The sequence below is a fragment of the Nocardioides sp. NPDC006273 genome (assembly GCF_040613495.1).
Classification (GTDB): Bacteria; Actinomycetota; Actinomycetes; order Propionibacteriales; family Nocardioidaceae; genus Nocardioides.
The window spans coordinates 37853-63901 of the sequence record NZ_JBEXSD010000017.1; the positions used below are offsets into that span (position 1 = coordinate 37853).

A 26049-nucleotide genomic window follows, 5' to 3' on the forward strand; every position below is an offset into this window, starting at 1 on the left:
CGAAGCAGAAGGGTCAGAGGGCCTTGACGAAGATGTGGTCTGCAGCCTCGGGGATGATCTCCGCGGTCTCCCCGCCGGAGCCGAGCAGGACCCCGTCCGGGGTCGCCTTGATCGCCACGGTCTGGTCCGGGGTCGCACCTACCCGGCGAAGGGCGCTCATCAGCGACTCGTCCTTCTGCATCTCCTCGGAGATGCGTCGCACCAGGACGGTGGCGCGCTCGGTGCTCGCCGCGGCCGTGAGCGACTGGACACCGGCCATGAAGTCCTCGTCGGCGGGCTTGCCGCCGAGCTCGTCGAGACCGGGGATCGGGTTGCCGTAGGGCGACTCGGTCGGGTCGCCGAGCAGGTCGAGCAGGCGCCTCTCGACGGTCTCCGACATGACGTGCTCCCAGCGGCACGCCTCCTCGTGGACGAGCTCCCAGTCGAGGCCGATGACGTCGGTCAGGAGCCGCTCGGCGAGCCGGTGCTTGCGCATCACTCGCGTGGCCAGGCGATGGCCTTCGTCGGTGAGCTGCAGGTGGCGGTCGCCCTCGACGGTGAGCAGGCCGTCCCGCTCCATCCGGGCGACGGTCTGGGAGACCGTGGGGCCGGACTGGTGCAGTCGCTCGGCGATGCGGGCACGCAGTGGAACGATCCCCTCTTCGACCAGCTCATAGATGGTGCGAAGGTACATCTCGGTGGTGTCGATGAGATCGCTCATGCGGCCACCTCCGTAGCGCAAGCGCCATGATACGGACGTGGCCGCATGTTGTCTGGATGGTTCACTCGCTGACGCTCGCTCACGGGCTAATCCTACATCCTTGAATCAGTCAGAAAAACCGAACTAGCAGGGTGTGTCCCGAACGACGTCGACCTGCAGCAGAGACCCTGGTCGAGCCCCTTAGGAGCCCTGGCGTTCAAGGGCTTCGTTGTATCGAGACAGCATACCGCTGAGTTGGTCGATGTCGTCGGGACTCCAGTCGGCCAGCCGGTCGTTGAAACGTACGCGGCGCTCCCGCGCCACCCGGTCGAGCCCCTCGCGTGCCTTGGCGGTCACCGAGACCAGGCTGGCCCGGCCGTCCTCCGGATCAGGGTGACGCTCGAGCAGGCCGAGGTCGATGATCGTCTGCACCATCCGGCTGACCGCGCCCTTGTCGATGCCGAGGCCATCGACGAGCGCAGATGCGCGCACCGGTCCGTGCTCGGCCAACCAGGTCAGCAGCATGTAACCACCCGGCGGCAGATCGGGGTGAAGCATCCGTCCACGGGCACTCATCGCCCGCTTCCCCCGGCGCAGGAATACGCCGAGCTCGGACTCGAGGCGCACCAGCGCCTCGATCCGGTTGGCGTCGATGTGATCGTCCTCGACGGGCTCGTCAGCAGTCATCTCCGTACAGCTCCCTCGACCTCGGTCTCGGCCTCAGCGAGGGCCTTCTCGTCGGGGAGGTCGTCCACGGTCGTCTTCAGCGGGACCTCCCTGATGCCCACGATAGCGACCAGGGCGAGCAGCGCGCACGGGATGGCCACCAGGAACAGGTTGGCCGTGGCGACGGCGAAGGCGTGCTCGTAGAGCGCCTGCACCGCAACCGGGAGGCTCGCCGGGTCGGCGAGGCCGCCGGCCTGCAGACTCTGGAGCTCCTCGGGAGTGACCTTCCCGCTGGACACCAGCTCGGGGATCCCGTCGGTGATGACGTCATCGACCCTGTGGGAGAGCACGGCGCCGAGCGCGGCGATACCGATCGAGCCACCCATCGAGCGGAAGAAGGCGACGACCGAGGAGCCGGCACCCATGTCCCGGTTGTCGAGGTTGTTCTGCACCGCGAGCACCAGGTTCTGGTTGGTGGCGCCGACGCCGAGGCCGACCACGGCCATGAACGCGCCGACCAGGGCCAGGTTGGTGTGCTCGTCGATCGTGCTGAGCAGATAGAGACCGGTCGGAAGCATGATGCCGCCGAAGAGCAGGTAGCGCTTCCAGCGACCGGTGGCGCTGATGAGCCGGCCGGTGACCATTCCCGCCGAGGAGAGGCCGAGCACCATGCAGATCGACATCAGGCCGGCGTGGGTCGGCGTCATCCCGCGCGCGGTCTGGAAGTACTGCTGCAGGTAGACCGTCGCCCCGAACATTCCGGCGCCGACGAAGAACGATGCGATCGTGGCGAGCACCATCGTCCGGTCGCGGAAGAGCCGCAGCGGGATGATCGGCTCCTTCGCGAACCGGCCCTCGACCAGGACCGCGAGGGCGAGCACGACGACGCTTCCTCCGACGAGGGCGTACGACGCCAGCGAGGTCCAAGCGAAGGACTCCCCGCCCAGCGTGACCCAGATCAGCAGGGCCGAGACGCCGGCGACCAGCAGGAAGGCACCGAGGTAGTCGATGCTGACCTCGCGGCGTACGTGCGGGAGGTGCAGGGTCTTCTGGAGCAGGATGAAGGCGATCACCGCGAACGGCACGCCGACGTAGAAGACGCCGGGCCAGCCGAACGAGGAGTCGACGATCACGCCGCCGACGAGGGGGCCGATGACCGTGGCCAGGGCGAAGACCGCGCCGATGTAGCCGGAGTAGCGACCGCGCTCACGCGGGGAGGCGATCATCGCGATGATCACCTGGATCAGCGCGACGATGCCACCCATGCCGAGACCCGCGATGACGCGGCCGGTGATGATCACCGGCATCGACGGCGCCAGACCACAGATCGCCGAGCCGACGATGAACAGACCGAGCGCGACCTGGACCAGCATCTTCTTGTTGTAGAGGTCGGCGAGCTTTCCCCAGATCGGCGTCGTCGCGGTCATAGCCAGCATGCTCGAGACGACGATCCAGGTGTAGCCGCTCTGCGTGCCACCGAGGTCGGTGACGATCCGAGGCAGGGCATTGGCGACCGACGTACTGGACAGCATGGCGACGAAGAGCGCCATCAGCAGGCCCGAGAGGACCTCCATGATCTGGCGATGGGTCATCTCCGGCGCGGCGATGGCCTGGGAAGACTGCTGGGACTCTGACAAGGGCTGACTCGGCTTTCACTCACATTGGTTGAACATCGACAACCAATGTACTTCGATTTAGTTGCTAAAACCAACTTGTGGCTGCTGTCGATCGAGTCGTACGCCGGGCGGGTCGCAGCGCGAGGATTGCCCCACTCGTCCGCACCGCTCCCCATCCCGACGGAGCTTCCCCACGCTCCGGCATCCGGCGTCGATGAGATTCGAACCGTCGACGCGTCGCACAGGCCAGGTCGAGCGGTCCAAGCGGAGCCTGCCCTGGCCCAGGGCAGGCGAAGGTGCCCGGTAACGGGGCACCTGTGTCGACCAGTCGCTGCTTGCGCGGCTGTGCCCAGGCTTCGACCTGCTTCTTGAACCTCATCCCGATCGAGACCGGCAGCACACCGTCGAACGCGACGGTTCCGTCGCCGTTGTCCCAGACCCGCAGGGCGGTCTTCTGCTGGGCACGCCCTTCCTCGGCGAGGAGTGCTTTGGCCAAGGCTTCCTCGAACCGGCCCGGGTCGACCTCGACCAGGATCCGCTTACCGATGATCCGCAGTTCCTTGGTCGTCATCTGGGTCGCGTAGTCGACCAGCAGCTTCTCGGCCAGGACCGGGTCCTCGCTGGTGGCCGCTGGGTCGGCATCGACCTTGTCGAGCGCTTTGGTGATCACCTGGGCCTTCGCCTCGGAGACGACACCCTCGGCGAGGCCGGCGGCAACCAGCTCGTATCTGGCCGCCGAGGTGGCGAGTTTGATCTGGGCTCGGGCGGCGCCTTTGTCGACCAGCAGCTCGGCGCGCATCCGGGCGGAGGCGTCTTTGTCGCCGCTCTCGGCGGCGATGTCACCGGAGGCAGCGAGGACCCGCAGCGTCAACGCGGCCTGTTGGGCTTGGAGCTTCTCCACCTTGGCCAGGTAATCCTTCTTCTGGCTGGTGCGGGTCGGGTCCATCGCAAGCAGTTCCTCGAGGGAGGTCTCGATGGCAGCAAGAGCCGACGAGACGAGGTCTCCACGCCATACCCGGGCCGCCTCTTCGGCGAAAGGTTCCCGGCAGGGAGGTCTCGACAACTCGAGAAAACGGGGCGACCCGCAGACGGGCCTCTGTGGCCAACCCGGTGGATGAGTCCGGTACGTCTGCGGGTCGGGTGGCTGCTTTGGGATTGCCAGCCCCCATCCGTAGTTGGGGAAGCTGCTAGCGAGCAGCCACCTCACGCATCCAATCGTTCTTCATCTGATCGGATCACCTCCTTTCCCGTGTGCTTCAACGGTAGGCGCCGAGCCTCACCAGGATCAAAGGGTTTATTTCTCAGGTCTATTTCTCAGGCCGGCTCCTCGACCAGCGGGTGGCTGAACTGCGACTGGTAGAGCTCGGCGTACGCCCCCTTGGCCTCGAGCAGCTCGACGTGATTGCCCTGCTCGACGATCGCGCCGTCGCGCATGACCAGGATCAGGTCGGCGTCGCGGATCGTGGAGAGCCGGTGGGCGATCACGAAGGACGTACGGTCCGAGCGCAGCGCCGCCATGGCGTGCTGCAGGAGCAGCTCGGTGCGGGTGTCGACCGAGGAGGTCGCCTCGTCGAGGATCAGCAGCGACGGCTCGGCGAGGAAGGCCCGTGCGATGGTGACCAGCTGTCGCTCCCCCGCCGAGAGGTTGCCGCCCTGGTCGGTGACCAGGGTGTCGTAGCCGTCGGGCAGCGAGTGCACGAACCTGTCGACGTACGTCGCCCGGGCCGCTTCGAGAAGCTCCTCGTCGGTCGCGGACGGCCGGCCGTAGCGGATGTTGTCGCGGATCGTGCCCTCGAAGAGCCAGGTGTCCTGGAGGACCATGCCGGTGCGCTCGCGCAGGTCGGATCTGGGAATCAAGGCGATGTCGGCACCATCGAGGGTGATCCGGCCGGCATCGAGCTCGTAGAAGCGCATGATCAGGTTGACCAGGGTGGTCTTGCCGGCGCCGGTGGGACCGACGATCGCGACGGTCTGCCCGGGACGAGCAACCAGGGACAGGTCCTCGATCAGCGGCTTGTCCTTGTCATAGGAGAAGCTCACCTGCTCGAACCGGACCTCCCCGGCCCCGGGACCGGTCCGCGGAGCCCCGACCTCGGGTGACTGCTCCTCGGCGTCGAGGAGCTCGAAGACGCGCTCAGCCGAGGCGACGCCCGACTGGAGCAGGTTCATCATCGAGGCGAGGGTGGTGATGGGCTGGGTGAACTGCCGCGAGTACTGGATGAAGGCCTGCAGCTCGCCGAGGCTCAGCGAACCACTGGCGACGCGCAGCGACCCGACCACACAGACCACCACGAACATCAGGTTGCCGACGAACATCATCAGCGGCATCAGGATCCCGCTGATGAACTGGGCCTTGAACGACGCGGCGAAGAGCTTGTCGTTCTCCTCGGCGAAGGTCTTCTCGACCTCTTCCTGACGACCGAAGACCTTGACCAGGTCGTGGCCGGAGAAGGTCTCCTCGATGTGACCGTTGAGCTTGCCGGTGTGGCGCCACTGGGCCACGAACTGGCCCTGCGACCGCTTCATCACCGCGCTGGTCACCACCAGCGAGACCGGCACCGCGAGCAGCGCGATCAGGGCCAGCATCGGGCTGATCCAGAACATCATGAACAAGACCGTGACCAGCGTGAACAGCGCGGTCAGCACCTGGCTGAAGGTCTGCTGCAGCGTCTGGCTGATGTTGTCGATGTCGTTGGTGACGCGGCTGAGCAGCTCGCCGCGCGGCTGCTTGTCGAAGTAGGACAGCGGGACGTTGTGGACCTTCTTCTCGACGTCCTCGCGCATCCCCTTCACGGTGCCCTGGACGACCGAGTTGAGGATCCAGCCCTGAGCGAAGGAGAGCAGGGAGGCGACGAGGTAGACGACGAGCACCACGAGCAGCGCGCTGCGCAGCGCGTCGAAGTCGACGCCCTGCCCCGGCGTGACGTAGTCCATCCCGGAGAGCATGTCGGCGACCTTGTCGTCGCCCTGGGCACGCAGGCCCTCGACCGCCTCCTCCTGGGTGACGCCTGCCGGCAGCTCCCGGGAGAAGACACCACCGAAGATGATGTCGGTCGCCCTGCCCAGCAGCCACGGACCCAGCGACATCAGCGTGACGCTGACCGCGGCCAGGACGACGGTAGCGACGGCGTGGAGCTTGTAGGGCGCCATCCGGCGCAGCAGCCGCTTGGCCGAAGGCACGAAGGTCATCGCCTTGTCCCCCACCGCGCCGCCACCGCCCATCGGTCCGGGGCCGCCCTGCGGACGTACGATCCGCTCGGTCTTCTTCATCTGGCCGTTCGTCTGGTCGCTCATGCCGCGGCCTCCTCGAATGCTGACCGAGTTACCTCGGTGTGGATGCACATCCCTCGCGGAGTTCCACGAAGGAAGCAGTCGTTCACCGAGTTACCTCGGTGAGCATTCAGCCTCATGCCGCGGCCTCCTCTGCGCTGAGCTGGGAGGAGACGATCTCCTGGTAGGTCTCGTTGGCGGCGAGCAGCTCCTCGTGGGTGCCCTCACCGACGATGGCGCCGTCCTCGAGCACGAGGATCTTGTCGGCGTCGCGGATGGTGGAGACACGCTGGGCCACAAGGATGACGGTGGCGGTGCGGGTCTCCGGGGCGAGCGCGGCGCGGAGCCGGGCGTCGGTGGCGACGTCGAGCGCGGAGAAGGAGTCGTCGAAGAGATAGACGTCGGGCCTCCTCACCAGTGCCCGCGCGATCGCCAGACGTTGCCGCTGACCACCGGAGACGTTGGTGCCGCCCTGGTCGATCTCGGCGTCGAGACCGGTGCCGCCCTCGGGCGCCATCCGCTCCACGAAGTCGCGCGCCTGGGCGACCTCGAGGGCATGCCAGAGCTCCTCGTCGGTGGCGTCCGGCTTGCCGTTGAGCAGGTTGGAGCGGACGGTGCCGGTGAAGAGGAAGGCCTTCTGGGGCACCAGCCCGAGGCCGCTGCGCAGGGTCGCCGGGTCGAGGTCGCGTACGTCGATCCCACCGACGCGAACGACGCCGGCCGTGGCGTCGAAGAGCCGCGGGACGAGGCCCAGGAGCGTCGTCTTGCCGGCTCCGGTGGAGCCGATGATCGCGACGGTCTGCCCGGGCCTGGCCTCGAAGGTGAGGTCGTGGAGGACGGGATGGTCAGCACCGGGGTAGGTGAAGCCGGCTCCGACCATGTCGACGTACCCATGCCGGGAGATCTCGGTGACGCCTGCGGTCGGCGGCACCACGCTGCTCTCGGTGTCGAGGACCTCGGCGATGCGGTCGGCACAGACCGAGGCGCGCGGGACCTGCATGAGCATGAAGGTGCCCATCATGATCGACATCAGGATCTGCATCAGATACTGCAGGAAGGCCGTCAGCGGACCGACCTGCATCACCCCGTTGTCGACGCGGATGCCGCCGAACCAGATCACCGCGACGCTGGCGACGTTGATGACCAGCATCATCAGCGGGAACATCGTCGACATCCAGCGTCCGGCCCGCAGCGCGACGTCGGTGAGCTCGTCGTTGGCCTTCGCGAAACGCTCGGTCTCCTGCGGCTCACGTACGAACGCGCGGATCACCCGGATGCCGGTGATCTGCTCGCGCAGGATGCGGTTGACCGCGTCGATGCGCTCCTGCACCTTTCTGAAGTTGGGCACCATGCCGCGGACGACCACGGCCATGGAGATGAGCAGCGCGGGGATGACCACGGCCAGCAGCCAGGAGAGTCCGGCATCCACGTGGATGGCCATCACGACACCGCCGACCATCATCATCGGCACCATCACCGCGAGCGTGCAGGTCAGCACGGCGAGCATCTGGACTTGCTGGACGTCGTTCGTGGTCCGGGTGATCAGCGACGGGGCGCCGAAGCGGCCGACCTCGCGGGCACTGAAGGAGCCGACCTTGGCGAAGATCGCCGCCCGCAGGTCACGGCCGAAGCTCATCGAGCTGCGCGCGGCGAAGTAGACGCTGACGATCGAGCACAGGATCTGCACCAGCGCCACACCGAGCATGATCGCGCCGATGCGGATGATGTAGTCGGTGTCGCCCTCGGCCACGCCCTTGTCGATGATGTCCGCGTTCAGGCTGGGCAGCAGCATGAACGCCGAGGTCGAGAGAAGCTGCAGGATCGCGATGACGACCAAGAACCTCTTGTACGGGAGCAGGTAGTCCCGAAGCAGTCGGAGAAGCATTCAGGGGGTCTCTCTGGTCAAGATGCCGCCGAGCAACACGTCGATGACGTCTTCCTTGCTCAACGGCTGGTTTGCTCGGGTCATACCGGGGAGCCAGGCCCCGATCGTGAGGCTGCGCAGCACCAGCGCCGCCTTTCGCGGTGGCAGCCGAAGCTCGTTCTCGTGCGGCTCGAAGACGAGCCGTGCCAGGTTGTCGACGAGGGCCTTGTTGGCCTCGACCACGAACTTGGGTGGCCCATGACGAAGACGTACGCCTTCCCGGTCCGGCTCTTCGAACACCACGGAGCGCACCGCCATCATGATGAGCAGACCTCGCTGCGTCGTCTCCGCCAGCAGGTCGATGACGGCGCGGAGCTTGTCCTCGATATCGGGCTTCTCCTCGATGACCTCCGCGATGGATTGGCCGGGCCGGTCCGAATCGAAGGCGCTCTCCGCCACTGCCCGGTAGAGCTCCCGCTTGTCGCGGAAGTGTCTGAAGATCGTGCCTTCGGCGACTCCTGCCGCCTCGGCGATCAGTCTGGTGGTGGTCGCCGAGCCGTGCTCGATCAGCAGCGTCTCGGTCACCGCGATGATCTCGGCCCGCCGGTCGGCTGCGGGAATCGGCTTGGCCCGCGTACGTCGTTCGTCCACACTGACGAGCATAAATGAGTGAGCACTCACTCACAACTCGACTAATGGGTGAAGCCTGCCTCCAAACCCTGTTCGCCGGATGCCGACTAAGGCATGCTGGGGCGCACTGTCGGGCCGACTCGGGCCAGGGCAGCGGTGATCCCGACAATCTCGATCACCGAATCCGGAATGGAGACAGCATGCGTAGGTTGTTGACAGGCGCGGCCGCGATCGCGCTGGGGGCCACCGGCACCCTCGTCATGGCGAGCTCGGGCAACGCCACCTCCGACCAGGAGGTCCGCTATGTCGTGGCATATGCCGAGGGATCCTCGGCCGCCGACGCCCGTGCCGCGGTGAAGGCCGCCGGGGGCGAGATCGTCTCGGAGAACAGTGCCATCGGCGTCGCGACGGTCACCGCGGGCGAGGGCTTCGCGAAGGCGGCCAACGCCTCGAGCGCGCTCGTCGGCGCCGCTCAGGACCGCGCCGTGGGCGCCACCACCCCCGACGCGGCGAGCAAGGCCCGCAAGCAGGAGGTCTCGAAGGTCGAGACCGAGTTCCGCAGCGGCGCCAAGGGCACCGCGCCCAAGAAGCCGAAGCCCAAAGGGCCCGGAGAGCCGCTCTCGGGTCTGCAGTGGGACATGGAGCAGATCGACGCCGCAGCGGCCAACAAGAGCGAGCGCGGCAAGGGTGTCCGCGTCGGCATCATGGACACCGGTGTCGACGGGTCGCACCCCGACATCGCGCCCAACTTCGACGCAGAGCTGAGCCGCAACTTCACCACCGACATCCCGGTCGACGCCAACGGCGATTCGGTCGACGGCCCGTGCGAGGAGGAAGCGGACGGCTCCTGTGAGGACGCGGCCGACGTCGACGAGAACGGTCACGGCACCCACGTCGCCTCGACCATCGCCTCCCCGGTCAACGGCGTCGGTATCACCGGCGTCGCCCCGCAGGCCGACATCGTCAACCTTCGCGTCGGACAGGACTCCGGCTACTTCTTCCTGCAGCCGTCGGTCGACGCACTGACCTACGCCGGCAGCAACGGCATCGACGTCGTCAACATGAGCTACTACGTCGACCCGTGGCTGTTCAACTGCACCAGCCACCCGGCCGACTCCGCCGAGGACCGGGCCGAGCAGCTCACGATCATCACCGCGATGCAGCGTGGTCTCGACTACGCCCGCTCCCACGGCGTCACCCTCGTCGCGGCCGCCGGCAACCAGGCGATCGACTACACCAAGCCGCAGACCGACGCGAGCAGCCCCGACTTCGCCAGCGAGCCCGGCGAGGCGGCGTACGTCCGGGAGATGCTCGACCCGGAGTCGTGCATCTCGATGCCGACCGAGGGCAACGGCGTCATCGCGGTGAGCTCCACCGGTCCGTCCGAGCGCAAGTCCTACTACTCCAGCTACGGCGACGGCTTCGTCGACGTCGCGGCGCCTGGTGGCGATGCGTACGACACCGCCGATGGGACCCGCGACTTCGCCGCCACCATCCTGGCCGCCTACCCCTACGACCTGGCCGTGGCCGAGGGCGCGATCGACCCGGCGACCGGCGAGGTGCTGGTGCCGTGGGCGGTCTCGGACTGCTCCAGCGGCGAGTGCTCCTACTACCAGTACCTGCAGGGCACCTCGATGGCCTCTCCGCACGCCGCTGGCGTGGCCGCGCTGATCGTCGGCAAGTACGGCAAGCACGACCGCTCCGGCAAGACCCTCTCGCCCGCCAAGGTCGAGAAGATCCTGCGCAAGTCGGCCACCGCCAAGGCCTGCCCGGTCCCGGCGGACTTCACCTACGTACGCCACCTGCCCAACGGCAACACGGCGACCTCGACCCACACCTGTGAGGGTGGCGAGGCGCCGAACGGCTTCTACGGCAGCGGCATCGTCAACGCCAAGGCGGCGATCGGCAAGCGCTGACCGGGTTGCAGGTTTCCCGGTTAACCGGGTATTCCTACCGCCGCCAAAGGGCCCGGATGCTCATCTCGAGCATCCGGGCCCTTCCCGTCTCTCAGGGTCAGGGGGCGAGCCGCTCCGTACGCCAGCCGTCGCCCGCACGCACGTAGACGAGCCGGTCGTGCATCCGCCCCGGACGTCCCTGCCAGAACTCCACCCTCGCCGGCTCGACGCGGTAGCCGCCCCACTCCTCCGGCACCGGGACCGGCTGGCCCTCGAACTGCGCCTCGATCTGGTCGTACGCCGCCGCCAGCTCCTCGCGCCCGGAGACGACCCGGCTCTGGTGGGAGGCGTGGGCGCCGAGCTGGGAGCCACGCGGTCGCTGCGCGAAGTAGGCCTCGACGTCTGCCTGGGGAAGCTGGCGGGCGAGCCCGTCGATGCGTACCTGCCGTTCCAACGGATGCCAGGGGAAGAGCACCGCGCAGCGCGGGTCAGCGGCGAGGTCCTCGCCCTTGCGGGAGGCGGTGTTGGTGAAGAAGGTGAAGCCGTCTGCCGAGAAGCCCTTCAGCAGGACGGTCCGCGAGGAGGGCGCGCCGTCGGCCGAGACGGTCGAGACCACCATCGCGTTCGGCTCGACGATGCCGGCGTCGCGAGCCTCGGCGTACCACCTCTCGAACATCACGAACGGGTCGGTCGCGAGGTCGTCCTCGTGCAGCCCGCTGCGGGTGTAGTTCTCTCTCGCTGCCGCCAGCTCAGCCGCCAGATCCATGCCGTCGAGCCTATCTCGTTCGCGCGTGGGGCAGAATGCGGAGCGACACTAGGAGAATTGGAGAAGGCAGTGAGCCAGGTACAGCACGGTCTCGAGGGCGTCGTGGCCTTCGAGACCCAGATCGCAGAGCCCGACAAAGAGGGTTCGGCCCTCCGCTACCGCGGGGTCGACATCGAGGACATCGTCGGTCGGGTTCCGTTCGAGAACGTCTGGGGTCTGCTGATCGACGGCTCCTACGGCCCGGGCCTGCCGCCCGCCGAGGCCTACAACCTGCCGGTGCACACCGGCGACGTGCGCGTCGACGTCCAGGCCGCCATCCCGATGCTCGCGCCCGCCTTCGGGTTCGGGCAGACCTACGACATCTCCGACGAGCAGGCCCGCGAGGACCTCGCCCGCGTGGCCGTCATGGTCCTCTCGTACGCCGGCCAGTCGGCCCGCGACATCCATCTGCCGATCGTGCCGCAGCGCGAGGTCGACAAGGGCAAGACCCTTGCCGAGCGCTTCCTGATCCGCTGGCGCGGCGAGGCCGATCCCGCTCACGCGCACGCCATCGACGCCTACTGGTCCTCGGCCGCCGAGCACGGCATGAACGCCTCCACCTTCACCGCCCGGGTGATCACCTCCACCGGTGCCGACGTGGCCGCGGCCTTCTCCGGCGCGATCGGCGCGATGAGCGGCCCGCTGCACGGCGGCGCGCCCTCCCGCGTGCTCGGCATGATCGAGGACGTCGAGAAGACCGGCGACGCCTCGGCCTACGTGAAGGGCCTGCTCGACTCCGGCGAGCGGCTGATGGGCTTCGGCCACCGCGTCTACCGCGCCGAGGACCCGCGTGCACGGGTGCTGCGCCGCACCGCCCGCGAGCTCAACGCGCCCCGCTACGAGGTCGCCGAGGCCCTGGAGAAGGCTGCTCTCGAGGAGCTGCGGGCTCGCCGTCCCGACCGTGTCCTGGAGACCAACGTCGAGTTCTGGGCCGCGATCGTGCTCGACTTCGCCCAGATCCCGGCCAACATGTTCACCTCGATGTTCACCTGCGCCCGCACCGGCGGCTGGTCCGCCCACATCCTGGAGCAGAAGAAGACCGGCCGGTTGATCCGCCCGAGCGCCATCTACACCGGCCCCGCTCCCCGGCCCGCCGACGCGGTCGAGGGCTGGAACGCCGACTGGGCGGAGTGACCCGCCCGGGCCCGGGCGACACAGCGAAGCCCGGGCCTCGGCCTGTCCGGCCGCCCGGCACCCGACGTGGTCTGGCGTGCCGCGGGAGCGAGGGTTGATCGAGGCGCGCGATCGGCCTCAGGTCCGCCGGAACACCGTTTCGATCTCATCGAGCGCTCGCGCCAGCGCGTCCGTCATCCCGACGCTCTCGAATGCCTCAGCGGACAGCTCGCCGCCGGCCTCGACATCGTCCAGCACCAGCCGCACGGCACGCTGGACGAAGTCGGCCACGCTGTCGACTCCGCCGTCAGCGATGAGCTCGTTGATCGTCTCGAGGTCGGACGCCGACAGGTTGATCACGATCTCCTGAGCATCTGCCATGACGCAGATCCTACGCCGCCTTCAGGATGCCGTCGTCGCTGCGTACCGTGACGGGAACGTGGCCGGCTGCGGTGTGGAAGTCGAAGTCTCCGACGCCGAGGTGCTCACCGAGTGCCACCGCCGTGGCCACCGTGGCGTGACCGCGGAGGCGCCGAGGATGACGCCGGCACCGTTGCCGCCGCTCGGGACGGTGGTGAACGCGGAGTAGTGCAGGACCTCGGTCATGCTGTGATCATCCATCCGCTCATGGACTCGGCGAACGAATTTTCGTTCGCCCTGGTCAGAACCGCTTCGCCATGCAGCGGACGAGCTCGTCGTCCTTGTAGTAGCCGAACGGCTCGACACGGACGAAGCCCTGCGCCTCGTAGAGTCCGATCGCCTCGTGCTGGAGGCCACCGGTGGTGAGGACCATGGCCTCGAAGCCGGTCTCACGCGCCGAAGCCTCGACATGGGCGAGCATCCGCTTCGCCAGGCCCTGGCCCTGTGCCTCGGGGACGACGTACATCCGCTTGATCTCCGCGGTCACCTCGGTCCCCATGACTCGCTCGCCGGAGCGTCGCCAGGCGCCGGATGCGACCGGGACGTCGTCGAGGTAGGCGACGAAGAAGGCGCCCGCGGGTGGCTCGAACATCTCCGGCACCGTCGGGTCGTAGTCGGGCTCGCCATAGCGCTCGACGTAGAACTCCTGCACCCGGTCGACCAGCTTCTGTGCGTCCGGGTGGTCGTAGGAAGCCCGGCGAATCTCAAGAGTCACGTCGGTATTCTGGCCGATGCCCGCCTCTTGCGAGAATGGGTTTATGACGCTGCAGATCCCCGCCGACCTCCTGCCCGCCGACGGACGTTTCGGGTCCGGGCCGTCCAAGGTGCCCGCGGGCCGTTTGGAGGCGCTCGCCGCGACCGGGGTGTCGGTGATGGGGACCTCCCACCGGCAGCAGCCGGTCAAGGATCTCGTCCGCCGCGTCCAGTCCGGCCTCGCCGATCTCTTCTCGCTGCCCGAGGGCTACGAGGTCGTCATCGGCAACGGTGGGTCGGTGGCCTTCTTCGACCTGACCACGTACGCGCTGGTGCGTGAGCGCAGCCAGCACGCGGTCTTCGGCGCATTCGGCAAGAAGTTCCTCTCCGCGGCCACATCGGCGCCGTGGCTCGCCGACCCGTCGGTGATCTCGGCCGAACCTGGGGCGCTGGCGTTGCCGTCGTTCCAGGCCGACGTCGACGTCTATGCGTGGACGCACAACGAGACGTCGACGGGCGTGATGGCCCCTGTCGTACGCCCCACGGGGGCCGGGACGGACCAGCTCACCATCGTCGACGCCACCTCGGCCGCCGGCGGGCTGCCGCTCGACGTGACCCAGAGCGACGTCTACTACTTCGCGCCGCAGAAGTCGTTCGCCTCCGACGGCGGGCTCTGGCTCGCGCTGCTCTCCCCCGCTGCCATCGCGCGCGCAGAGGAGATCGCGGCCAGCGGCCGGCACATCCCGTCGTTCTTCTCGCTGACCGAGGCGATCAAGCAGTCCCGCAGCGCGCAGACCGTCAACACCCCGTCGGTCGCGACGCTCTTCCTGATGGCCGAGCATCTCGACTGGATGAACTCCTCCGGCGGGCTGGACGCGATGGTCGCCCGCACCACCGCCTCCTCCGACGCGCTCTACGCGTGGGCCGAGAAGGCGTCGTACGTCCGACCGTTCGTCAAGGACCCCGCCCATCGCTCTCTCGTCGTCGGCACCGTCGAGCTCGACGCCGGCATCGACAAGGACGAGCTGCGCCGCGTGCTCGCCGAGAACGGCGTCGTCGACCTCGACGCCTACCGCGGCGTCGGCACCAACCAGCTCCGGGTCGCGATGTACCCGTCGGTCGACGCTGCCGACGTCGAGGCTCTCACCGCCTGCATCGACTGGGTCGTCGACCGCCTCTGATCTCGCCGAGTCGGCTCGTCATGACGAGCCGACTCGGCATCAGCTGCGCTTGCGGAAGATGAAGTACGCCGCGACGGCAAGCGCGACCAGGGCGATCGGGCCGGTGGAACCGCCGTCGTTCCCGTCCCGGTCTCCACCGTCGCCCTCGTTCCCCTGCTCGGCCTCGTCCGGGTCAGCGCTCGGGCCGGCCTTCGGGGGCGGCTCGTCCCCGAGCACCTCGCCCACCAGCTCGGGGTCGACCCTGATCACCTCGGCCCGGAGACCCTCGCTGGTCACGACGACGTCGCCCTTCCGCGTGACACCGATGGCCTCGCCCTGCTCCTGGTCAGGTGTCCGGAACGAGCCGACCCGGTCCATCGAGGGCCAGTCGTAGATCGTGGCGGAGTAGTAGCCGCGTACGACCACATGCTCTCCGTCGGGGAAGAAGGCGCCGTCGGTGGCCATCGGGATGACCGGGGCGACCTCCTTCAACCGGTTGGGGCGGTCGGGGTCGAGGCCCCCCGGCGATGAGTGCAGCGGCACCTCATAGAGGCTTCCGCCGCCCCAGTCCTTCGTGGCGACGAAGAGCCGCCCGTCCGGATGGGCCAGGATGGACTCGGCGTTGTGCGGCCCGTCGGGATAGACGAGCTCGTAGACGGTCGGCGAGACCGTACGTTCGCCCCGCCCGACCCGCACCTTCGCGATCCTGATCGAGTCCCGGACGCTGTTGTTGTCCCCGATGTCCCCGACCCAGACCCGGTTGCCGCCCGCAGGCGCCAGCCCTTCGACGTCGACCGGGTCGTCGGCCCAGTGGGTCACCCCGACCGTGTCGCCGCGGGAGTCGACGGTGAAGACCCGTCCGCTGTCGCCGGAGTCGTTGGTGGTGGCGTACAGCCCGTTGCCGAGCGGCGTCAGCCCGCTGGCCTCGCTGATCGTCGGGTCGGAGAAGGCGAAGAGCACCTCGTCGCCGGCGGCATGCGCGGGCACGGACGAGATCAGCACCAGCCCGAGCGCGCCTGCGGCGACGACCGCCTTCATCACTTCGAGAGCAGCTCGCCGAGCTTCGGACGTACGCCCCACTCGGCCACGAGCTCGTCGTACTCCTTCTTCACCGAACCACCCTTGACCGGCGAGCCGGTGCGGATCGCACGGAGCATGGTGTTGCGCGGGGTGTGCTGGCTCTCCACGAACTGCACCACGTCAACCCGGTAGCCGGAGAGCCGCAGCAGGCTCGCGCGCAGAGCGTCGGTCAAGGTGTCGGCGAAGCGCTCGCGGAGGATGCCGTGTCGGGTGAGCATCGAGTAGGGCGCCGGGGTCGGGGCCTTGCGCAGCTGGGCGGCGATGTCGTGATGGCAGCACGGCGCGGCCAGCACCAGCGGCGCCTCCCACTCGACCGCACGAGCCAGGGCGTCGTCGGTGGCGGTGTCGCAGGCGTGCAGCGCGAGCACCACGTCGGGCTTCTCGGTGAGCTGTACGCCGTCGATCGTCCCGGCCACGAACTCGGCAGCACTGTACCCAAAATCGCGGGCCAGCTCAGCGGCGATCTTCGTGTTGTGCTCCCGCGACTGCTCCTTGACGTCGACACCGGTGACGACGACGGGCAGCTCGCGGACCTCGGTGAGGTAGCGCTGGGCCGCGAAGGTCAGGTAGCCGTTGCCGGCGCCCAAGTCGATGATCCGCAGCGGCTCCTCGGCGGTCGGCCTGCGGACCTTCCCGGACTTCATCGCGTCGCTCAGGGCGGCGTCGAGCTGGCGCAGGAACTCCTCGACCTGGCGGTACTTCGCCTGCCGCGACGGCTTCAGGTTGCCGTCCTTGTCCGAGAGGCCGAGGACCCGGAAGACCGGGTCGGACTCGGGGAGCAGGCGCTCCTTGGGCTGGTCATGGCCGTGTTCGGCCTCGACCGGTGCGGTCAGCTCGGTGGTCGAGACCAGTGCCGTGGTCGGCGTCTTGGCCTGGATCTGGGTCTGCTCGGTCGCGGTCGTCACGATCCAGTTGGCGAACGGGACGTCGAGCAGGTCGTCGAGCGCCGACGGGTCGCCGACCGGGTGGTTCGCGGTGAACGCCTGGGTGGCGTCGTACGTCGTGATCTGCAGGTGACGACCGGCCTTGAGGTCGACGTAGCGGATCTCGGCGCGACGCCATTGCGGCGTGGTGCCACGCTGCTTGCCCGACGCGACCGCCTTGACCAGCTGATCGGGATCGAGGATCACCGACCGCATCCGGTTCAACGTCCGCAGCAGCGGCTCCGACTCCCTGCTCAACTCAACACCCCGGCGACGACGACCAGCAGCAGCAGGGCGACCAGCGCTCCGGGAATGATCAATCGGCGGTAACGCGGGTTCACCGCTTCAGTCTAGGCGCGGCCGGGCGCCAACACCCATCCACGACCGCAGCCGTCCAGCCGGCACGTACGTCGCGGTCGCGTGTAACACGTCGTTCGTAGGTCTATCCGGTCGTTATAAAAGGCGAGTAGACCTACGAACAGCGTGTTACACCGACGACGACCAGCCCCGCCGACGCCTCAGACCCGCGAGGCGAAGAGCTCGGCGAGGTGCATGGTCGGCACCGAGGCGAGGTCGTCGAGCTGTACGCGGCACGACATCCCGTCGGCCAGGACGACCGCGTCGGGGTGGGATCGGACGGCGGGCAGCAGATACGTCTCCGCGACCGCCACCGACACCTCGTAGTGGCCCTCCTCGACCCCGAAGTTGCCGGCGAGGCCACAGCAGCCGGAGACCTTGGTGACCTTCGCACCGGCCTGGGTCAGCAGCGCCTCGTCGTCGACCCAGCCCAGGACGGCGTGCTGGTGGCAGTGCGGCTGCGCGACCACCTCGACGCCGGTCAGGTCGGGCAGCGACACCCGACCTTCGCCCACCAGCCGCTTCACCAACTCGGCGAAGGTAAGCATCCCGTCACGTACGACCTCAGCCTCGGGCAGCGCCGAGAGCTCCACCGAGTCCGACCGCAGCGTCGCGGTGCACGACGGCTCCAGGCCGACGACCGGCACCCCTGAGGAGACATAGGGAGCCAGCGTACGAACCGTCTTCTCCATGATCTTCCGGGCGTCGTCGAGCTGGCCGGTGGTGATCCAGGTGAGCCCGCAGCAGGCCTTCTCGCCGATCACGCGCACGGTCAGGCCCTGGGACTCCAGCCACTTGATCGCACCATGACCCGACTGCGCGAAGAAGTGATCGGTGAACGAGTCGGCCCAGATCCACACGTCCGGAGCCTCCGGAAGCGTCGCGGTCGGCGCCGACCGCTTCAGCGTCTTCGGCGCGAACGCCGGGATCGAGCGCCGCTGGTCGATGCCGGCGGTCTTCTTGGCGATCTTGGCCAGCGGCGAGAACTTCAGCGACGCGTTGGCCATCTGAGTGAACGGCGCCGCGAGCCGCGCCCACTTCGGCAGCTGCCCGAGAAGAGCGTGCGAGCGCGGCCGCCGCTCCCCGAGGACGTCGTGCTTCTGGTGGAGCGCCTCGGACTTGTACGTCGCCATGTCGATGCCCGTGGGACAGTCGGACGCGCACCCCTTGCAGGCCAGGCACAGGTCGAGTGCCTCTCCCACCGCAGGGTCGCCGAGCCCACCGACGAGCGACCCGTCGAGCGCCTCCTGCAGCACACGCGCACGCCCACGAGTGGAGTCCTTCTCCTCGCGGGTGGCGAGGTAGGAGGGGCACATGACCCCGGCAGTCTTCGGGGCGACGCACTTGCCGACGCCGGTGCAGCGGTGCACGGCAGCACCCAGGTCGCCGGAGTCGTGGATCAGCCGCAGTCCGGTCCGCGGGAGGGCACGTGGCCGCACCGGACGCAGATCGTCGGTGATCGACGCAGGCCGCACGATGTTGCCCGGGTTGAGCAGGTCCGAGGGGTCACAGATGCCCTTGACCTGCTCGAAGAGATCGATCGAGGTCGAGTCGTACATGATCGGCAGCAGCTCCGAGCGGACCCGGCCGTCGCCGTGCTCTCCCGAAAGCGAGCCGCCGTAGGTCACCAGCCTGGTCGCGCACGCCGTCATGAACTCCCGGAACACCTGCGCCGACTCCGGCGCGTCCGGCGCGAAGGGGAAGTCGATGCGGCAGTGGATGCAGCCATCGCCGAAGTGACCGTAGGGGTAGCCGTGCAGACCGAACGACTCCAAGATCTCCTCGAAGTCCCGCAGCCACGCTCCGAGATGCTCCGGCGGGACGGCCGCGTCCTCCCAGCCCGAGTGGGCGGGCGTCGGCAGGGAGACCCCGGCCAGCCCGGCACCGTCCTCGCGGATCCGCCACAGCGCGGCCGCTTCGAGAGGATCGACGACGACCCGCGACTCGAGCGCCCCCGAGGCCGCAGCGATACGTTGCACCAGGTCAGGCGCATCCTGACCGGCGACCTCGACCATCAGCCAGCCGGCTCCCTTGGGGAGATCTGGCACCGAGCGACCCTTGGCGCGCACCAGGTCGGCGATCCGCGCGTCCATCCCCTCGCAGGCGATCAACCGCCCCGGCACCACCGCCAGCAGAGCGGGCACCGCGTCGGCCGCCTCCGCCATGGTCGGATAGCCGAGCACCAGCAGCAGCCGCCCGGGAGAGTCCTCGACGAGCCGCACCGTCGTCTCCAGGATGGTCGCCAGCGTGCCCTCGGACCCGGCCAGGAACCGGTCGACCCGGCCGCCCCGCTCCGGCAGCAGGTGCTCGAGCGAGTAGCCCGAGACCTGGCGCCCGAAACGACCGAACTCGGTCCGTACGTGCCCGAGGTTGGCGCCGACCAGCGCCTGCAGCCGCTCCGCCGTCTCGCCGGCCGACACACCCTCGGCATAGACGGCCTGCTCGCCGTTGCCGAAGAGCACGGTCAGCGCCTCGATGTTGTCGACGGTCCGGCCGTAGCCCAGGGCGCGGTTGCCGCAGGCGTTGTTGCCGATCATCCCGCCGATGGTGCAGCGGGTGTGCGTGGACGGGTCGGGCCCGAAGCGCAGCCCGTGCGGCGCCGCCGCCCGCTGCAGGTCGGCGTGGACGACGCCCGGATCGATCCGCGCGGTCCGCGCCTCGGGGTCGATCTCGTAGATGGTGCGCAGGTCCCGCGTGTCCACGACGATGCCGGTCCCGACAGCGTTGCCGGCGATCGAGGTGCCCGCGCCGCGCATCGTCACCGGAGCTCCCACGGAGCGCGCCACCGAGTGAACCCCGAGCAGCTCGTCGCGTGACTGCGGCCGCACCACGACCGAGGGCACGACCCGGTAGAGGCTCGCGTCGCTGGAGTAGAGCGCCCGGGCCAGCGGCGAGTCGTCGACCCGGCTGATCCCCTGGTTGCGCAGCTCATTCGCCAGATCCGAGGCAGTCGCATTCACGCGCTCATTGTCACAGACCGTCGCGTCGTCGCCGCCCGATGCCCACGGCGGGCGACCAGAACCCGCACCCGTCTCATTGGTCGATACGACCTCTCATACGATGGGACGACCCGCGAGAGGCGGGCCCCCTCACACCTCGGAGAGAGACCAATGTCCGACACCACCACCCCGGCAAACCCACGCTCACGCGTGCTCGTCGCCAGTCTCGTCGGGACGACGATCGAGTTCTACGACTTCTACGTGTACGCGACCGCAGCCGTCCTCGTCTTCCCCGCTCTCTTCTTCCCAGCCGGGGATCCCACCACCGCCCTCCTGGCAAGCTTCGCCGTCTTCGGCGCCGCGATGGTCGCCCGCCCGATCGGCGCGATCTTCTTCGGCCACCTCGGCGACCGCCTCGGCCGTAAGACGACCCTGGTGATCTCGCTGCTCACCATGGGCATCGCGACCTTCCTGATCGGCACCCTCCCGACGTACGAGACCGTCGGCTGGGTCGCCACCGCGCTGCTCGTGCTGATGCGCCTGGCTCAGGGTTTCGCGCTCGGCGGCGAGTGGAGCGGCGCGGCCCTGGTCGCGACCGAGAACGCGCCGGAGGGCAAGCGCGCCATCTACGGTACGTTCCCGCAACTCGGCGCACCGCTGGGCTTCATCCTCGCCAACGGCCTCTTCCTGGCCATCGCAGCGCTGCTCTCCGCTGAGGGCGCCGACCCGACCAGGCCGTCCGAGGCGTTCCTGGAGTGGGGCTGGCGCGTGCCGTTCCTCTTCTCCGCCGTCATGGTCGTCATCGGCCTGTGGGTCCGGCTGCGCCTGGTCGAGAGCGACGTGTTCACCAAGAGCCAGGACGCCGGCCTGGTCCGCAAGGTCCCGCTCGCCTCGGTCGTGCGCAACCAGGGCAAGCAGCTGGTCCTCGGCACCTTCTTCATGCTGGCGACCTACGTCCTCTTCTACCTGATGACCGCGTTCTCGCTGTCGTTCGGCACCGCCGCCGAGGACCTCGCGGTCCCCGGCCTGGGCTACGGCTACACGACCTTCGTGCTGATGCTGATCTTCGGTGTGGTCTTCTTCGGCATCTTCACCATGGTCTCCGGCCCGCTCGCCGAGAGGTTCGGCCGCCGCCGGCTGCTGATCGTGGTCACGCTCGGGATCATCGTCTTCGGCTTCACCTGGGTGCCTCTGGTCAACGCCGGCAACGTCGGCGTCATGCTCTGGCTCGTCATCGGCTTCTCCCTGATGGGCCTGACCTTCGGTCCGATGGGTGCGCTGCTGCCGGAGCTGTTCCCGACCAGCGTGCGCTACACCGGCTCCGGCGTCTCCTACAACGTCGCCTCGATCCTCGGCGCCGCGGTCGCGCCGTTCATCGCGGTCGCGCTGTGGAAGCAGGCCGACGGTTCCCCCGTCCTGGTCGGCGTCTACCTCTCCGCGATGGCGGTGATCACCCTGATCTCGCTGCTGATCGGCAAGGAGACCAGGGACATCGCGCTCGAGGAGACGCAGGAGTTGGCCAAAGCCTGAGGGCTACCGTGGCGGAGTGACCGTCAGGATCCTCTCCGCCGCAGACGTACGCAGCATCTTCACGCCCCGCCTCGCGCTGGAGTCCCAGCGCGAGGCGTTCACCCGGCTGGGGGCCGGGGAGGCCGTCCAGCCTCCTCGGCTCCTCGTCCCAGGACCGGACGCGTCGGTCTCGTTCTGCTACTCGTCCCGGATCGCCCCCGACGCCCCCGCGGTGAGCAAGTTCGGCAGCGTCAACCCCGCCAACGCCGCCCGCGGCCTCGGCGCCGTGCACTCGGTCATCACGGTCCTCGACCCCGACACCGGCGCACCGCGAGCGATCATCAACGGCGACAGCGTCACCGGCCTGCGCACCTCAGCCGCGACCACCCTCGCCATGCAGCAGGTCGCCCCCGACGCCAGGAGCATCCTCGTCGTCGGCACCGGCGCCCAGGCCCGAGCCCACCTCGACGCCTTCGCAGTGACCCATCCCGACGCCGACCTCCAGATCCACGGCCGCAACCGCGCTGCTGCCGCCCAGATCGCCGAATCCCACGGCGCCACCGCGAAGCACGACCTGGAACCGGCCGTACGCGGCGCCGACATCGTCGTCCTCTGCACCTCGTCGCTCACCCCGGTCATCGAGGACGCCTGGGTAACCGACGGCACCACCGTGGCCAGCGTCGGCTCCTTCGCCCCCGACCGCGTCGAGCTGCCGCCATCGCTTCTGGGACGCTCCACAGTCCTCGTCGACTATCGCCCGTCCGCCGTGACCGACGCCGGCCCGGTCGTCGACGCCATCGCCTCGGGGCTGGTCACGCCCGACCGGACCACCGACCTCGGTGCGCTCCTGACCGGCGCCGACTCGCTCGACCGCGCCTCGGCGGACGTACTCGTCTATCTCTCCGTAGGCGTCGGCGTCCAGGACGCCGCCGCAGCAGAGGTCATCCTGGCCGTCGCCGAGGCGCGCGACGCCGGCACCCAGGCCCACCTCTCCTGACCCCGGACCGCGAGAGGTCAGTTCTCGACCTCTCGGCGTCAAGAATCGACTACTCGGCGTCAGTTTCTGACTTCTCGGCGGCCAGGGCTGCGGTCACCACGTCCAGGAGCGGGAGATCGGCCAGGTCGGCGCGGGTCACCCAACGTACGTCGTCCGTGGTGCCGTCCTGCTCGACCACCCGGGGCTCGGCACCATCGGGAACGGAGGCGGCGAAGATGAGGTGGACGCCGTGGAACTCCTCGTGGCGGCCGTTGGGGGCGGTGCCGACGACATTGACGTCATGGACGTCGAGCAGCTCGCCGACGTCGCAGGTGAGACCGCACTCCTCGGTCACCTCGCGCTCGAGCGCCTTGCGCGGGTGCTCGCCGAAGTCGAGCCCGCCGCCCGGGAGCGTCCACGAACCCGAGTGATACCCCCGCGGCGAGATCCGGGTGAGCAGCACAGCACCGTCGGTGGGCCGGGTGATGAAGGCGTACGCAGCCAGCCGCTGGTTGCGGGTCGGCTCGTGCATGTCGAGGGCATCGGTGACCAGCGGAGACGTCGGGATCTCACCGCTCGTCACCGCCGCCAGCGATATCCAGGCCGCCTCGGCGGTGGAGCCGTCGACCTCCATCGTCTGCGGCTCGGGAGCGTCATGGGGCACCCAGCCGTCGTAGACGATCCGGATGGCGTGGGAGTTGACCCGTCGGCCCAGCCGCCAGGCCTTGGCTTGGTGAACGGAGTAGACCCGCGCGTCGACGCCGATCTCGACCGGAACCCCGGCCTCCTCGTAGACCTCACGCACGACCGCGTCGCGCGGGTCCTCGCCGTGGTCGATGCCACCTCCCGGCAACGTCCACCGCTCGTCCGGCGTGACCTTCTCCGAGAGCCGGCTGAGCAGGATCTCGGGCTCCTTGCCCGCGCCGGCCCGGATGATGACGGCGTACGCCCCCACCCGCTGCACCTTCGGAAGCTTGCGTCGCCGCCCACCGCGGCCCCGGTTTCGCGTCGCCATCAGCTGAACGGGGGTCGGGAGTCGAGAGCCAGCGAGCGGCGACCGGCCCAGCGCCACACCTTGGCGGCCCGGTCGCGGTCCTCGTCGGTGACCAGGTTGCCCATCCACCGCAGGGCCAGCGTCATCAGCCAGTCGGAGCGCATCCCCGCAGGTCCGAGGGTGGACACCAGGCGCGGGTGGGTCGCGATCCCGGCCAGACGGCGGGCGACGGAGAACGCCTCGCCGTAGTGCTCACGCAGGGTCGCCGGCCAGGCGGTGGCCAGATCCTCCCCGGCGACGATTGCGTCGGCGACCATCCGTCCCGTCTCCAGGCCGTAGTCGATCCCCTCACCGTTGAGCGGGTTCACACATCCGGCGGCATCGCCGATCAGCGCCCAGTTGACGCCGGCGACGCCGGAGACCGCACCGCCCATGGGGAGCAGCGCGGACTTCTCCGCCCGCAGCTCGCCCTGGAGCCCGAACTCTTCACGGCACTGCTCGGTGTAGTGCCTCATCAGCGGCTTGATCGCGACGTCCGCGGACCGCTTGGAGGTGGCCAGCGCGCCCGCACCGATGTTCACCTCGCCCGAGCCCAGCGGGAAGATCCAGCCATACCCCGGCAGCGCCGCACCAGACTCGTCACGCAGCTCGAGGTGGGAGGAGATCCACTCGTCATCGGCCTGCTCGGAGGCGATGTAGGCCCGCCCGGCGACGCCGTAGACGGTGTCGCGGTGCCACTCCCGCCCCAGCACCTTGCCGAGCGGCGAGCGCACGCCGTCGGCGACCACGACCGACCGGCAGGCGACCTCGTGGCCGCCCGCGAAGACGACCGCGGCGATCCGCTCGCCGTCCCACCGCACGTCGACCGCGCGTACGCCGTCGACCGCCGTCGCGCCGGACTTGATCGCCACGGTGCGCAGGTGATCGTCGAGCTCGGTGCGCGGCACCGCCGACCCCCACGACGGCAACGTGCCGCCGGGCCAGGGCAGGTGCAGCGTCTGTCCGAACCCGTGCGCCCGCAGGCCCTTCGAGACCGGGTGCGCACGCAGCCAGTCCTCCAGTCCGAGCCGGACCAGCTCGTGGGTCGCGCGCGGAGTCAGCCCGTCGCCGCAGGTCTTGTCACGCGGGAAGACGGCCGCGTCGGTCAGCAGGACATCGACCCCTGCGCGCGCCAGCCAGGCCGCCGCGGCCGAGCCCGCGGGCCCTGCCCCCACGACGAGCACGTCAGCTGATTGCGGAAGGGACGAGGTCATGCGCATATCTTCCCAGAACCGGCCAACGGACCGCGAAAGAACCCTCACCTCAGCCCGAACCGACCCCCTGCTAGGTTATTGCAAGTTCTTCGCATTAGATCTTTGCAGCGAGCTCGGAAGGCCCCCACGTGCACGACCCTCTCGGCGTACACCGCCGTCGCCGGCGCGCGACCATCTGGCTCCTGGGGCTCCTCGCCGCCACCGTGGCGACGATCGTCGTCGCGGTCGGTCTCGGCGCTGCGTACGTCAGCCCGGGGACGGTCGCCCAGATCCTCGGCCACCACCTCCTCGGCCTCCCCGAGGCCGGCTGGAAGGCCACCGAGGAGGCGATCGTGTGGAAGGTACGCCTCCCCCGTGTGCTCCTCGGCGCCCTGGTCGGCGCCGGCCTGGCCATCACCGGCATGGCGCTGCAGGCGATGGTCCGCAACATGCTCGCCGACCCCTACCTGCTCGGGATCAACTCCGGCGCCTCCAGCGGCGCCGCGGCGGCGATCCTCTTCGGCGCCGGCACCGGCCTGGGGGCGTACGCCCTGCCGGGCTCCGCGTTCGTCGGCGCCCTGGCGGCGTCCTTCCTGGTGTTCGCCCTCGCGCGCAGCGGCGGCCGGGTCACCTCGCTGCGCCTGCTGCTCTCCGGTGTCGCGGTCGGCTACCTGCTCTACGGCCTGACCAGCTTCCTGATCTTCGCCTCGGGGTCGGCCGAGGGTGCGCGGTCGGTGATGTTCTGGCTGCTCGGCTCCCTCGGCCTGGCCCAGTGGAACGGCCTGCTCGCCGTGGTGGCGATCGCCGTGCTCGCCACCACGCTCCTGCTGACCCTGTCCGGCCGCGGCCTCGACGCGCTGGCGATCGGTGACGAGACCGCCCACACCCTCGGCATCTCTCCCGACCGCTTCCGCACCCTGCTTCTGATCGTCGTGGCGCTGACCGTCGGCGTGGTCGTCTCGGCCGCCGGCAGCATCGGCTTCGTCGGCCTGGTCGTGCCGCACCTGGCCCGTCGCGCCGTCGGCTCCGCCCACGCCGTGGCCATCCCGGCGGCCGCGCTCATGGGCGCAATCCTGCTGGTCTGGGCCGACGTGCTCGCCCGCGTCCTCCTCCAGCCCCAGGAGATCCCGATCGGGATCGTCACCGCGCTCCTGGGCGCCCCGTTCCTCATCGTCCTGATCCGGCGCTTCTCGGCGCGCGACGTCTGACCATCACCCCATCACCAGGA

General features: G+C 69.1%; 22 protein-coding genes. 7 read left to right on the forward strand and 15 right to left on the reverse strand.

The window, feature by feature from the left end:
* Positions 1 to 13 precede the first annotated feature (13 nt).
* The 7 genes from ABZZ22_RS09970 to ABZZ22_RS10000 form a co-directional block, all read right to left on the reverse strand.
* Positions 14 to 700: a metal-dependent transcriptional regulator gene (locus tag ABZZ22_RS09970; protein WP_354930058.1), complete on the reverse strand. Its 687-nt coding sequence runs from the start codon at positions 698 to 700 to the stop codon at positions 14 to 16.
* Positions 701 to 880: 180 nt separating this feature from the next.
* Positions 881 to 1366 (reverse strand): MarR family transcriptional regulator, encoded by a 486-nt coding sequence (locus ABZZ22_RS09975; protein ID WP_354930061.1) that lies wholly within the window; start codon positions 1364 to 1366, stop codon positions 881 to 883.
* Positions 1363 to 2982 (reverse strand): MDR family MFS transporter, encoded by a 1620-nt coding sequence (locus ABZZ22_RS09980; RefSeq protein ID WP_354930064.1) that lies wholly within the window; start codon positions 2980 to 2982, stop codon positions 1363 to 1365. The genes ABZZ22_RS09975 and ABZZ22_RS09980 overlap by 4 nt, the downstream gene beginning before the upstream one ends.
* Positions 2983 to 3046: 64 nt before the next feature.
* On the reverse strand, positions 3047 to 3907 hold the full coding sequence (locus tag ABZZ22_RS09985; protein ID WP_354930067.1) for a hypothetical protein: 861 nt from the start codon (positions 3905 to 3907) through the stop codon (positions 3047 to 3049).
* 368 nt (positions 3908 to 4275) lie between these two features.
* Positions 4276 to 6255 carry an ABC transporter ATP-binding protein gene (locus ABZZ22_RS09990; RefSeq protein ID WP_354930070.1) on the reverse strand — a complete coding sequence of 660 codons (1980 nt, stop codon included), beginning with the start codon at positions 6253 to 6255 and terminating at the stop codon, positions 4276 to 4278.
* Between the two features lie 112 nt (positions 6256 to 6367).
* Entirely contained in the window at positions 6368 to 8116 is a 1749-nt protein-coding gene (locus ABZZ22_RS09995; protein ID WP_354930073.1) for an ABC transporter ATP-binding protein, read from the reverse strand.
* Positions 8117 to 8746, reverse strand: coding sequence for a helix-turn-helix domain-containing protein (locus ABZZ22_RS10000; RefSeq protein WP_354930076.1), 630 nt, complete (start codon positions 8744 to 8746; stop codon positions 8117 to 8119). It lies immediately after the preceding gene.
* 179 nt (positions 8747 to 8925) lie between these two features.
* Between ABZZ22_RS10000 and ABZZ22_RS10005 the strand changes: the two genes are divergently transcribed.
* Positions 8926 to 10641 carry a S8 family serine peptidase gene (locus ABZZ22_RS10005; protein ID WP_354930079.1) on the forward strand — a complete coding sequence of 572 codons (1716 nt, stop codon included), beginning with the start codon at positions 8926 to 8928 and terminating at the stop codon, positions 10639 to 10641.
* A 97-nt stretch (positions 10642 to 10738) separates the two neighbouring features.
* On the opposite strand, the gene pdxH is transcribed toward ABZZ22_RS10005, so the two are convergent.
* Positions 10739 to 11386, reverse strand: coding sequence for a pyridoxamine 5'-phosphate oxidase (gene pdxH / locus ABZZ22_RS10010; RefSeq protein WP_354930082.1), 648 nt, complete (start codon positions 11384 to 11386; stop codon positions 10739 to 10741).
* A 69-nt stretch (positions 11387 to 11455) separates the two neighbouring features.
* Here pdxH and ABZZ22_RS10015 point away from each other — a divergent pair, with 69 nt between their 5' ends.
* Positions 11456 to 12559, forward strand: coding sequence for a citrate synthase 2 (locus tag ABZZ22_RS10015; RefSeq protein WP_354930084.1), 1104 nt, complete (start codon positions 11456 to 11458; stop codon positions 12557 to 12559).
* A 117-nt stretch (positions 12560 to 12676) separates the two neighbouring features.
* On the opposite strand, the gene ABZZ22_RS10020 is transcribed toward ABZZ22_RS10015, so the two are convergent.
* On the reverse strand, positions 12677 to 12919 hold the full coding sequence (locus tag ABZZ22_RS10020) for a hypothetical protein (protein WP_354930087.1): 243 nt from the start codon (positions 12917 to 12919) through the stop codon (positions 12677 to 12679).
* On the opposite strand from ABZZ22_RS10020, the gene ABZZ22_RS10025 reads away from it, so the two are divergent.
* The gene (locus ABZZ22_RS10025) at positions 12918 to 13127 is read left to right on the forward strand and encodes a hypothetical protein (RefSeq protein WP_354930090.1); all 210 of its coding nucleotides are present in this window, start codon (positions 12918 to 12920) and stop codon (positions 13125 to 13127) included. The genes ABZZ22_RS10020 and ABZZ22_RS10025 overlap by 2 nt on opposite strands.
* 72 nt (positions 13128 to 13199) lie before the next feature.
* Here the strand turns inward: ABZZ22_RS10025 and ABZZ22_RS10030 are convergent, their stop codons facing one another.
* Positions 13200 to 13673 carry a GNAT family N-acetyltransferase gene (locus ABZZ22_RS10030; protein WP_354930093.1) on the reverse strand — a complete coding sequence of 158 codons (474 nt, stop codon included), beginning with the start codon at positions 13671 to 13673 and terminating at the stop codon, positions 13200 to 13202.
* A gap of 43 nt (positions 13674 to 13716) precedes the next feature.
* On the opposite strand from ABZZ22_RS10030, the gene serC reads away from it, so the two are divergent.
* Positions 13717 to 14832, forward strand: a complete 1116-nt coding sequence (gene serC, locus ABZZ22_RS10035; protein ID WP_354930096.1) for a phosphoserine transaminase — start codon at positions 13717 to 13719, stop codon at positions 14830 to 14832.
* A 39-nt stretch (positions 14833 to 14871) separates the two neighbouring features.
* Here serC and ABZZ22_RS10040 read toward each other — a convergent pair whose 3' ends face one another.
* From ABZZ22_RS10040 to ABZZ22_RS10050, 3 genes are all read right to left on the reverse strand, one after another.
* Positions 14872 to 15849 carry a hypothetical protein gene (locus tag ABZZ22_RS10040; protein ID WP_354930101.1) on the reverse strand — a complete coding sequence of 326 codons (978 nt, stop codon included), beginning with the start codon at positions 15847 to 15849 and terminating at the stop codon, positions 14872 to 14874.
* Positions 15849 to 17072, reverse strand: coding sequence for an SAM-dependent methyltransferase (locus ABZZ22_RS10045; RefSeq protein WP_354930104.1), 1224 nt, complete (start codon positions 17070 to 17072; stop codon positions 15849 to 15851). The genes ABZZ22_RS10040 and ABZZ22_RS10045 overlap by 1 nt, the downstream gene beginning before the upstream one ends.
* A 260-nt stretch (positions 17073 to 17332) precedes the next feature.
* Positions 17333 to 20131, reverse strand: a complete 2799-nt coding sequence (locus tag ABZZ22_RS10050; RefSeq protein ID WP_354930107.1) for an FAD-binding and (Fe-S)-binding domain-containing protein — start codon at positions 20129 to 20131, stop codon at positions 17333 to 17335.
* 150 nt (positions 20132 to 20281) lie between these two features.
* Here ABZZ22_RS10050 and ABZZ22_RS10055 point away from each other — a divergent pair, with 150 nt between their 5' ends.
* Both ABZZ22_RS10055 and ABZZ22_RS10060 read left to right on the forward strand, forming a co-directional pair.
* Complete coding sequence (locus tag ABZZ22_RS10055; protein ID WP_354930110.1) at positions 20282 to 21640, forward strand: MFS transporter; 1359 nt, start codon at positions 20282 to 20284, stop codon at positions 21638 to 21640.
* A 16-nt stretch (positions 21641 to 21656) separates the two neighbouring features.
* On the forward strand, positions 21657 to 22616 hold the full coding sequence (locus ABZZ22_RS10060) for an ornithine cyclodeaminase family protein (RefSeq protein WP_354930113.1): 960 nt from the start codon (positions 21657 to 21659) through the stop codon (positions 22614 to 22616).
* Between the two features lie 49 nt (positions 22617 to 22665).
* Here the strand turns inward: ABZZ22_RS10060 and ABZZ22_RS10065 are convergent, their stop codons facing one another.
* Both ABZZ22_RS10065 and ABZZ22_RS10070 read right to left on the reverse strand, forming a co-directional pair.
* Positions 22666 to 23610 carry an NUDIX domain-containing protein gene (locus ABZZ22_RS10065; RefSeq protein WP_354930116.1) on the reverse strand — a complete coding sequence of 315 codons (945 nt, stop codon included), beginning with the start codon at positions 23608 to 23610 and terminating at the stop codon, positions 22666 to 22668.
* Entirely contained in the window at positions 23610 to 24842 is a 1233-nt protein-coding gene (locus tag ABZZ22_RS10070) for a geranylgeranyl reductase family protein (RefSeq protein ID WP_354930119.1), read from the reverse strand. The genes ABZZ22_RS10065 and ABZZ22_RS10070 overlap by 1 nt, the downstream gene beginning before the upstream one ends.
* 128 nt (positions 24843 to 24970) lie before the next feature.
* Between ABZZ22_RS10070 and ABZZ22_RS10075 the strand changes: the two genes are divergently transcribed.
* The gene (locus ABZZ22_RS10075) at positions 24971 to 26029 is read left to right on the forward strand and encodes an iron ABC transporter permease (RefSeq protein WP_354930122.1); all 1059 of its coding nucleotides are present in this window, start codon (positions 24971 to 24973) and stop codon (positions 26027 to 26029) included.
* The last annotated feature ends 20 nt before the right edge of the window (positions 26030 to 26049 follow it).

Excerpts from the sequence above, each read along its gene's own strand:
- ABZZ22_RS09985 (WP_354930067.1), bottom strand. The coding sequence starts at position 3,907 with ATGGACCCGACCCGCACCAGCCAGAAGAAGGATTACCTGGCCAAGGTG.
- ABZZ22_RS09990 (WP_354930070.1), bottom strand. The coding sequence starts at position 6,255 with ATGAGCGACCAGACGAACGGCCAGATGAAGAAGACCGAGCGGATCGTA.
- ABZZ22_RS09975 (WP_354930061.1), bottom strand. The coding sequence starts at position 1,366 with ATGACTGCTGACGAGCCCGTCGAGGACGATCACATCGACGCCAACCGG.
- ABZZ22_RS10005 (WP_354930079.1), top strand. The coding sequence starts at position 8,926 with ATGCGTAGGTTGTTGACAGGCGCGGCCGCGATCGCGCTGGGGGCCACC.
- ABZZ22_RS09970 (WP_354930058.1), bottom strand. The coding sequence starts at position 700 with ATGAGCGATCTCATCGACACCACCGAGATGTACCTTCGCACCATCTAT.
- ABZZ22_RS10065 (WP_354930116.1), bottom strand. The coding sequence starts at position 23,610 with ATGGCGACGCGAAACCGGGGCCGCGGTGGGCGGCGACGCAAGCTTCCG.
- pdxH (WP_354930082.1), bottom strand. The coding sequence starts at position 11,386 with ATGGATCTGGCGGCTGAGCTGGCGGCAGCGAGAGAGAACTACACCCGC.
- ABZZ22_RS10020 (WP_354930087.1), bottom strand. The coding sequence starts at position 12,919 with ATGGCAGATGCTCAGGAGATCGTGATCAACCTGTCGGCGTCCGACCTC.
- ABZZ22_RS10055 (WP_354930110.1), top strand. The coding sequence starts at position 20,282 with ATGTCCGACACCACCACCCCGGCAAACCCACGCTCACGCGTGCTCGTC.
- ABZZ22_RS09995 (WP_354930073.1), bottom strand. The coding sequence starts at position 8,116 with ATGCTTCTCCGACTGCTTCGGGACTACCTGCTCCCGTACAAGAGGTTC.
- ABZZ22_RS10040 (WP_354930101.1), bottom strand. The coding sequence starts at position 15,849 with ATGAAGGCGGTCGTCGCCGCAGGCGCGCTCGGGCTGGTGCTGATCTCG.
- serC (WP_354930096.1), top strand. The coding sequence starts at position 13,717 with ATGACGCTGCAGATCCCCGCCGACCTCCTGCCCGCCGACGGACGTTTC.
- ABZZ22_RS10025 (WP_354930090.1), top strand. The coding sequence starts at position 12,918 with ATGACGCAGATCCTACGCCGCCTTCAGGATGCCGTCGTCGCTGCGTAC.
- ABZZ22_RS10070 (WP_354930119.1), bottom strand. The coding sequence starts at position 24,842 with ATGACCTCGTCCCTTCCGCAATCAGCTGACGTGCTCGTCGTGGGGGCA.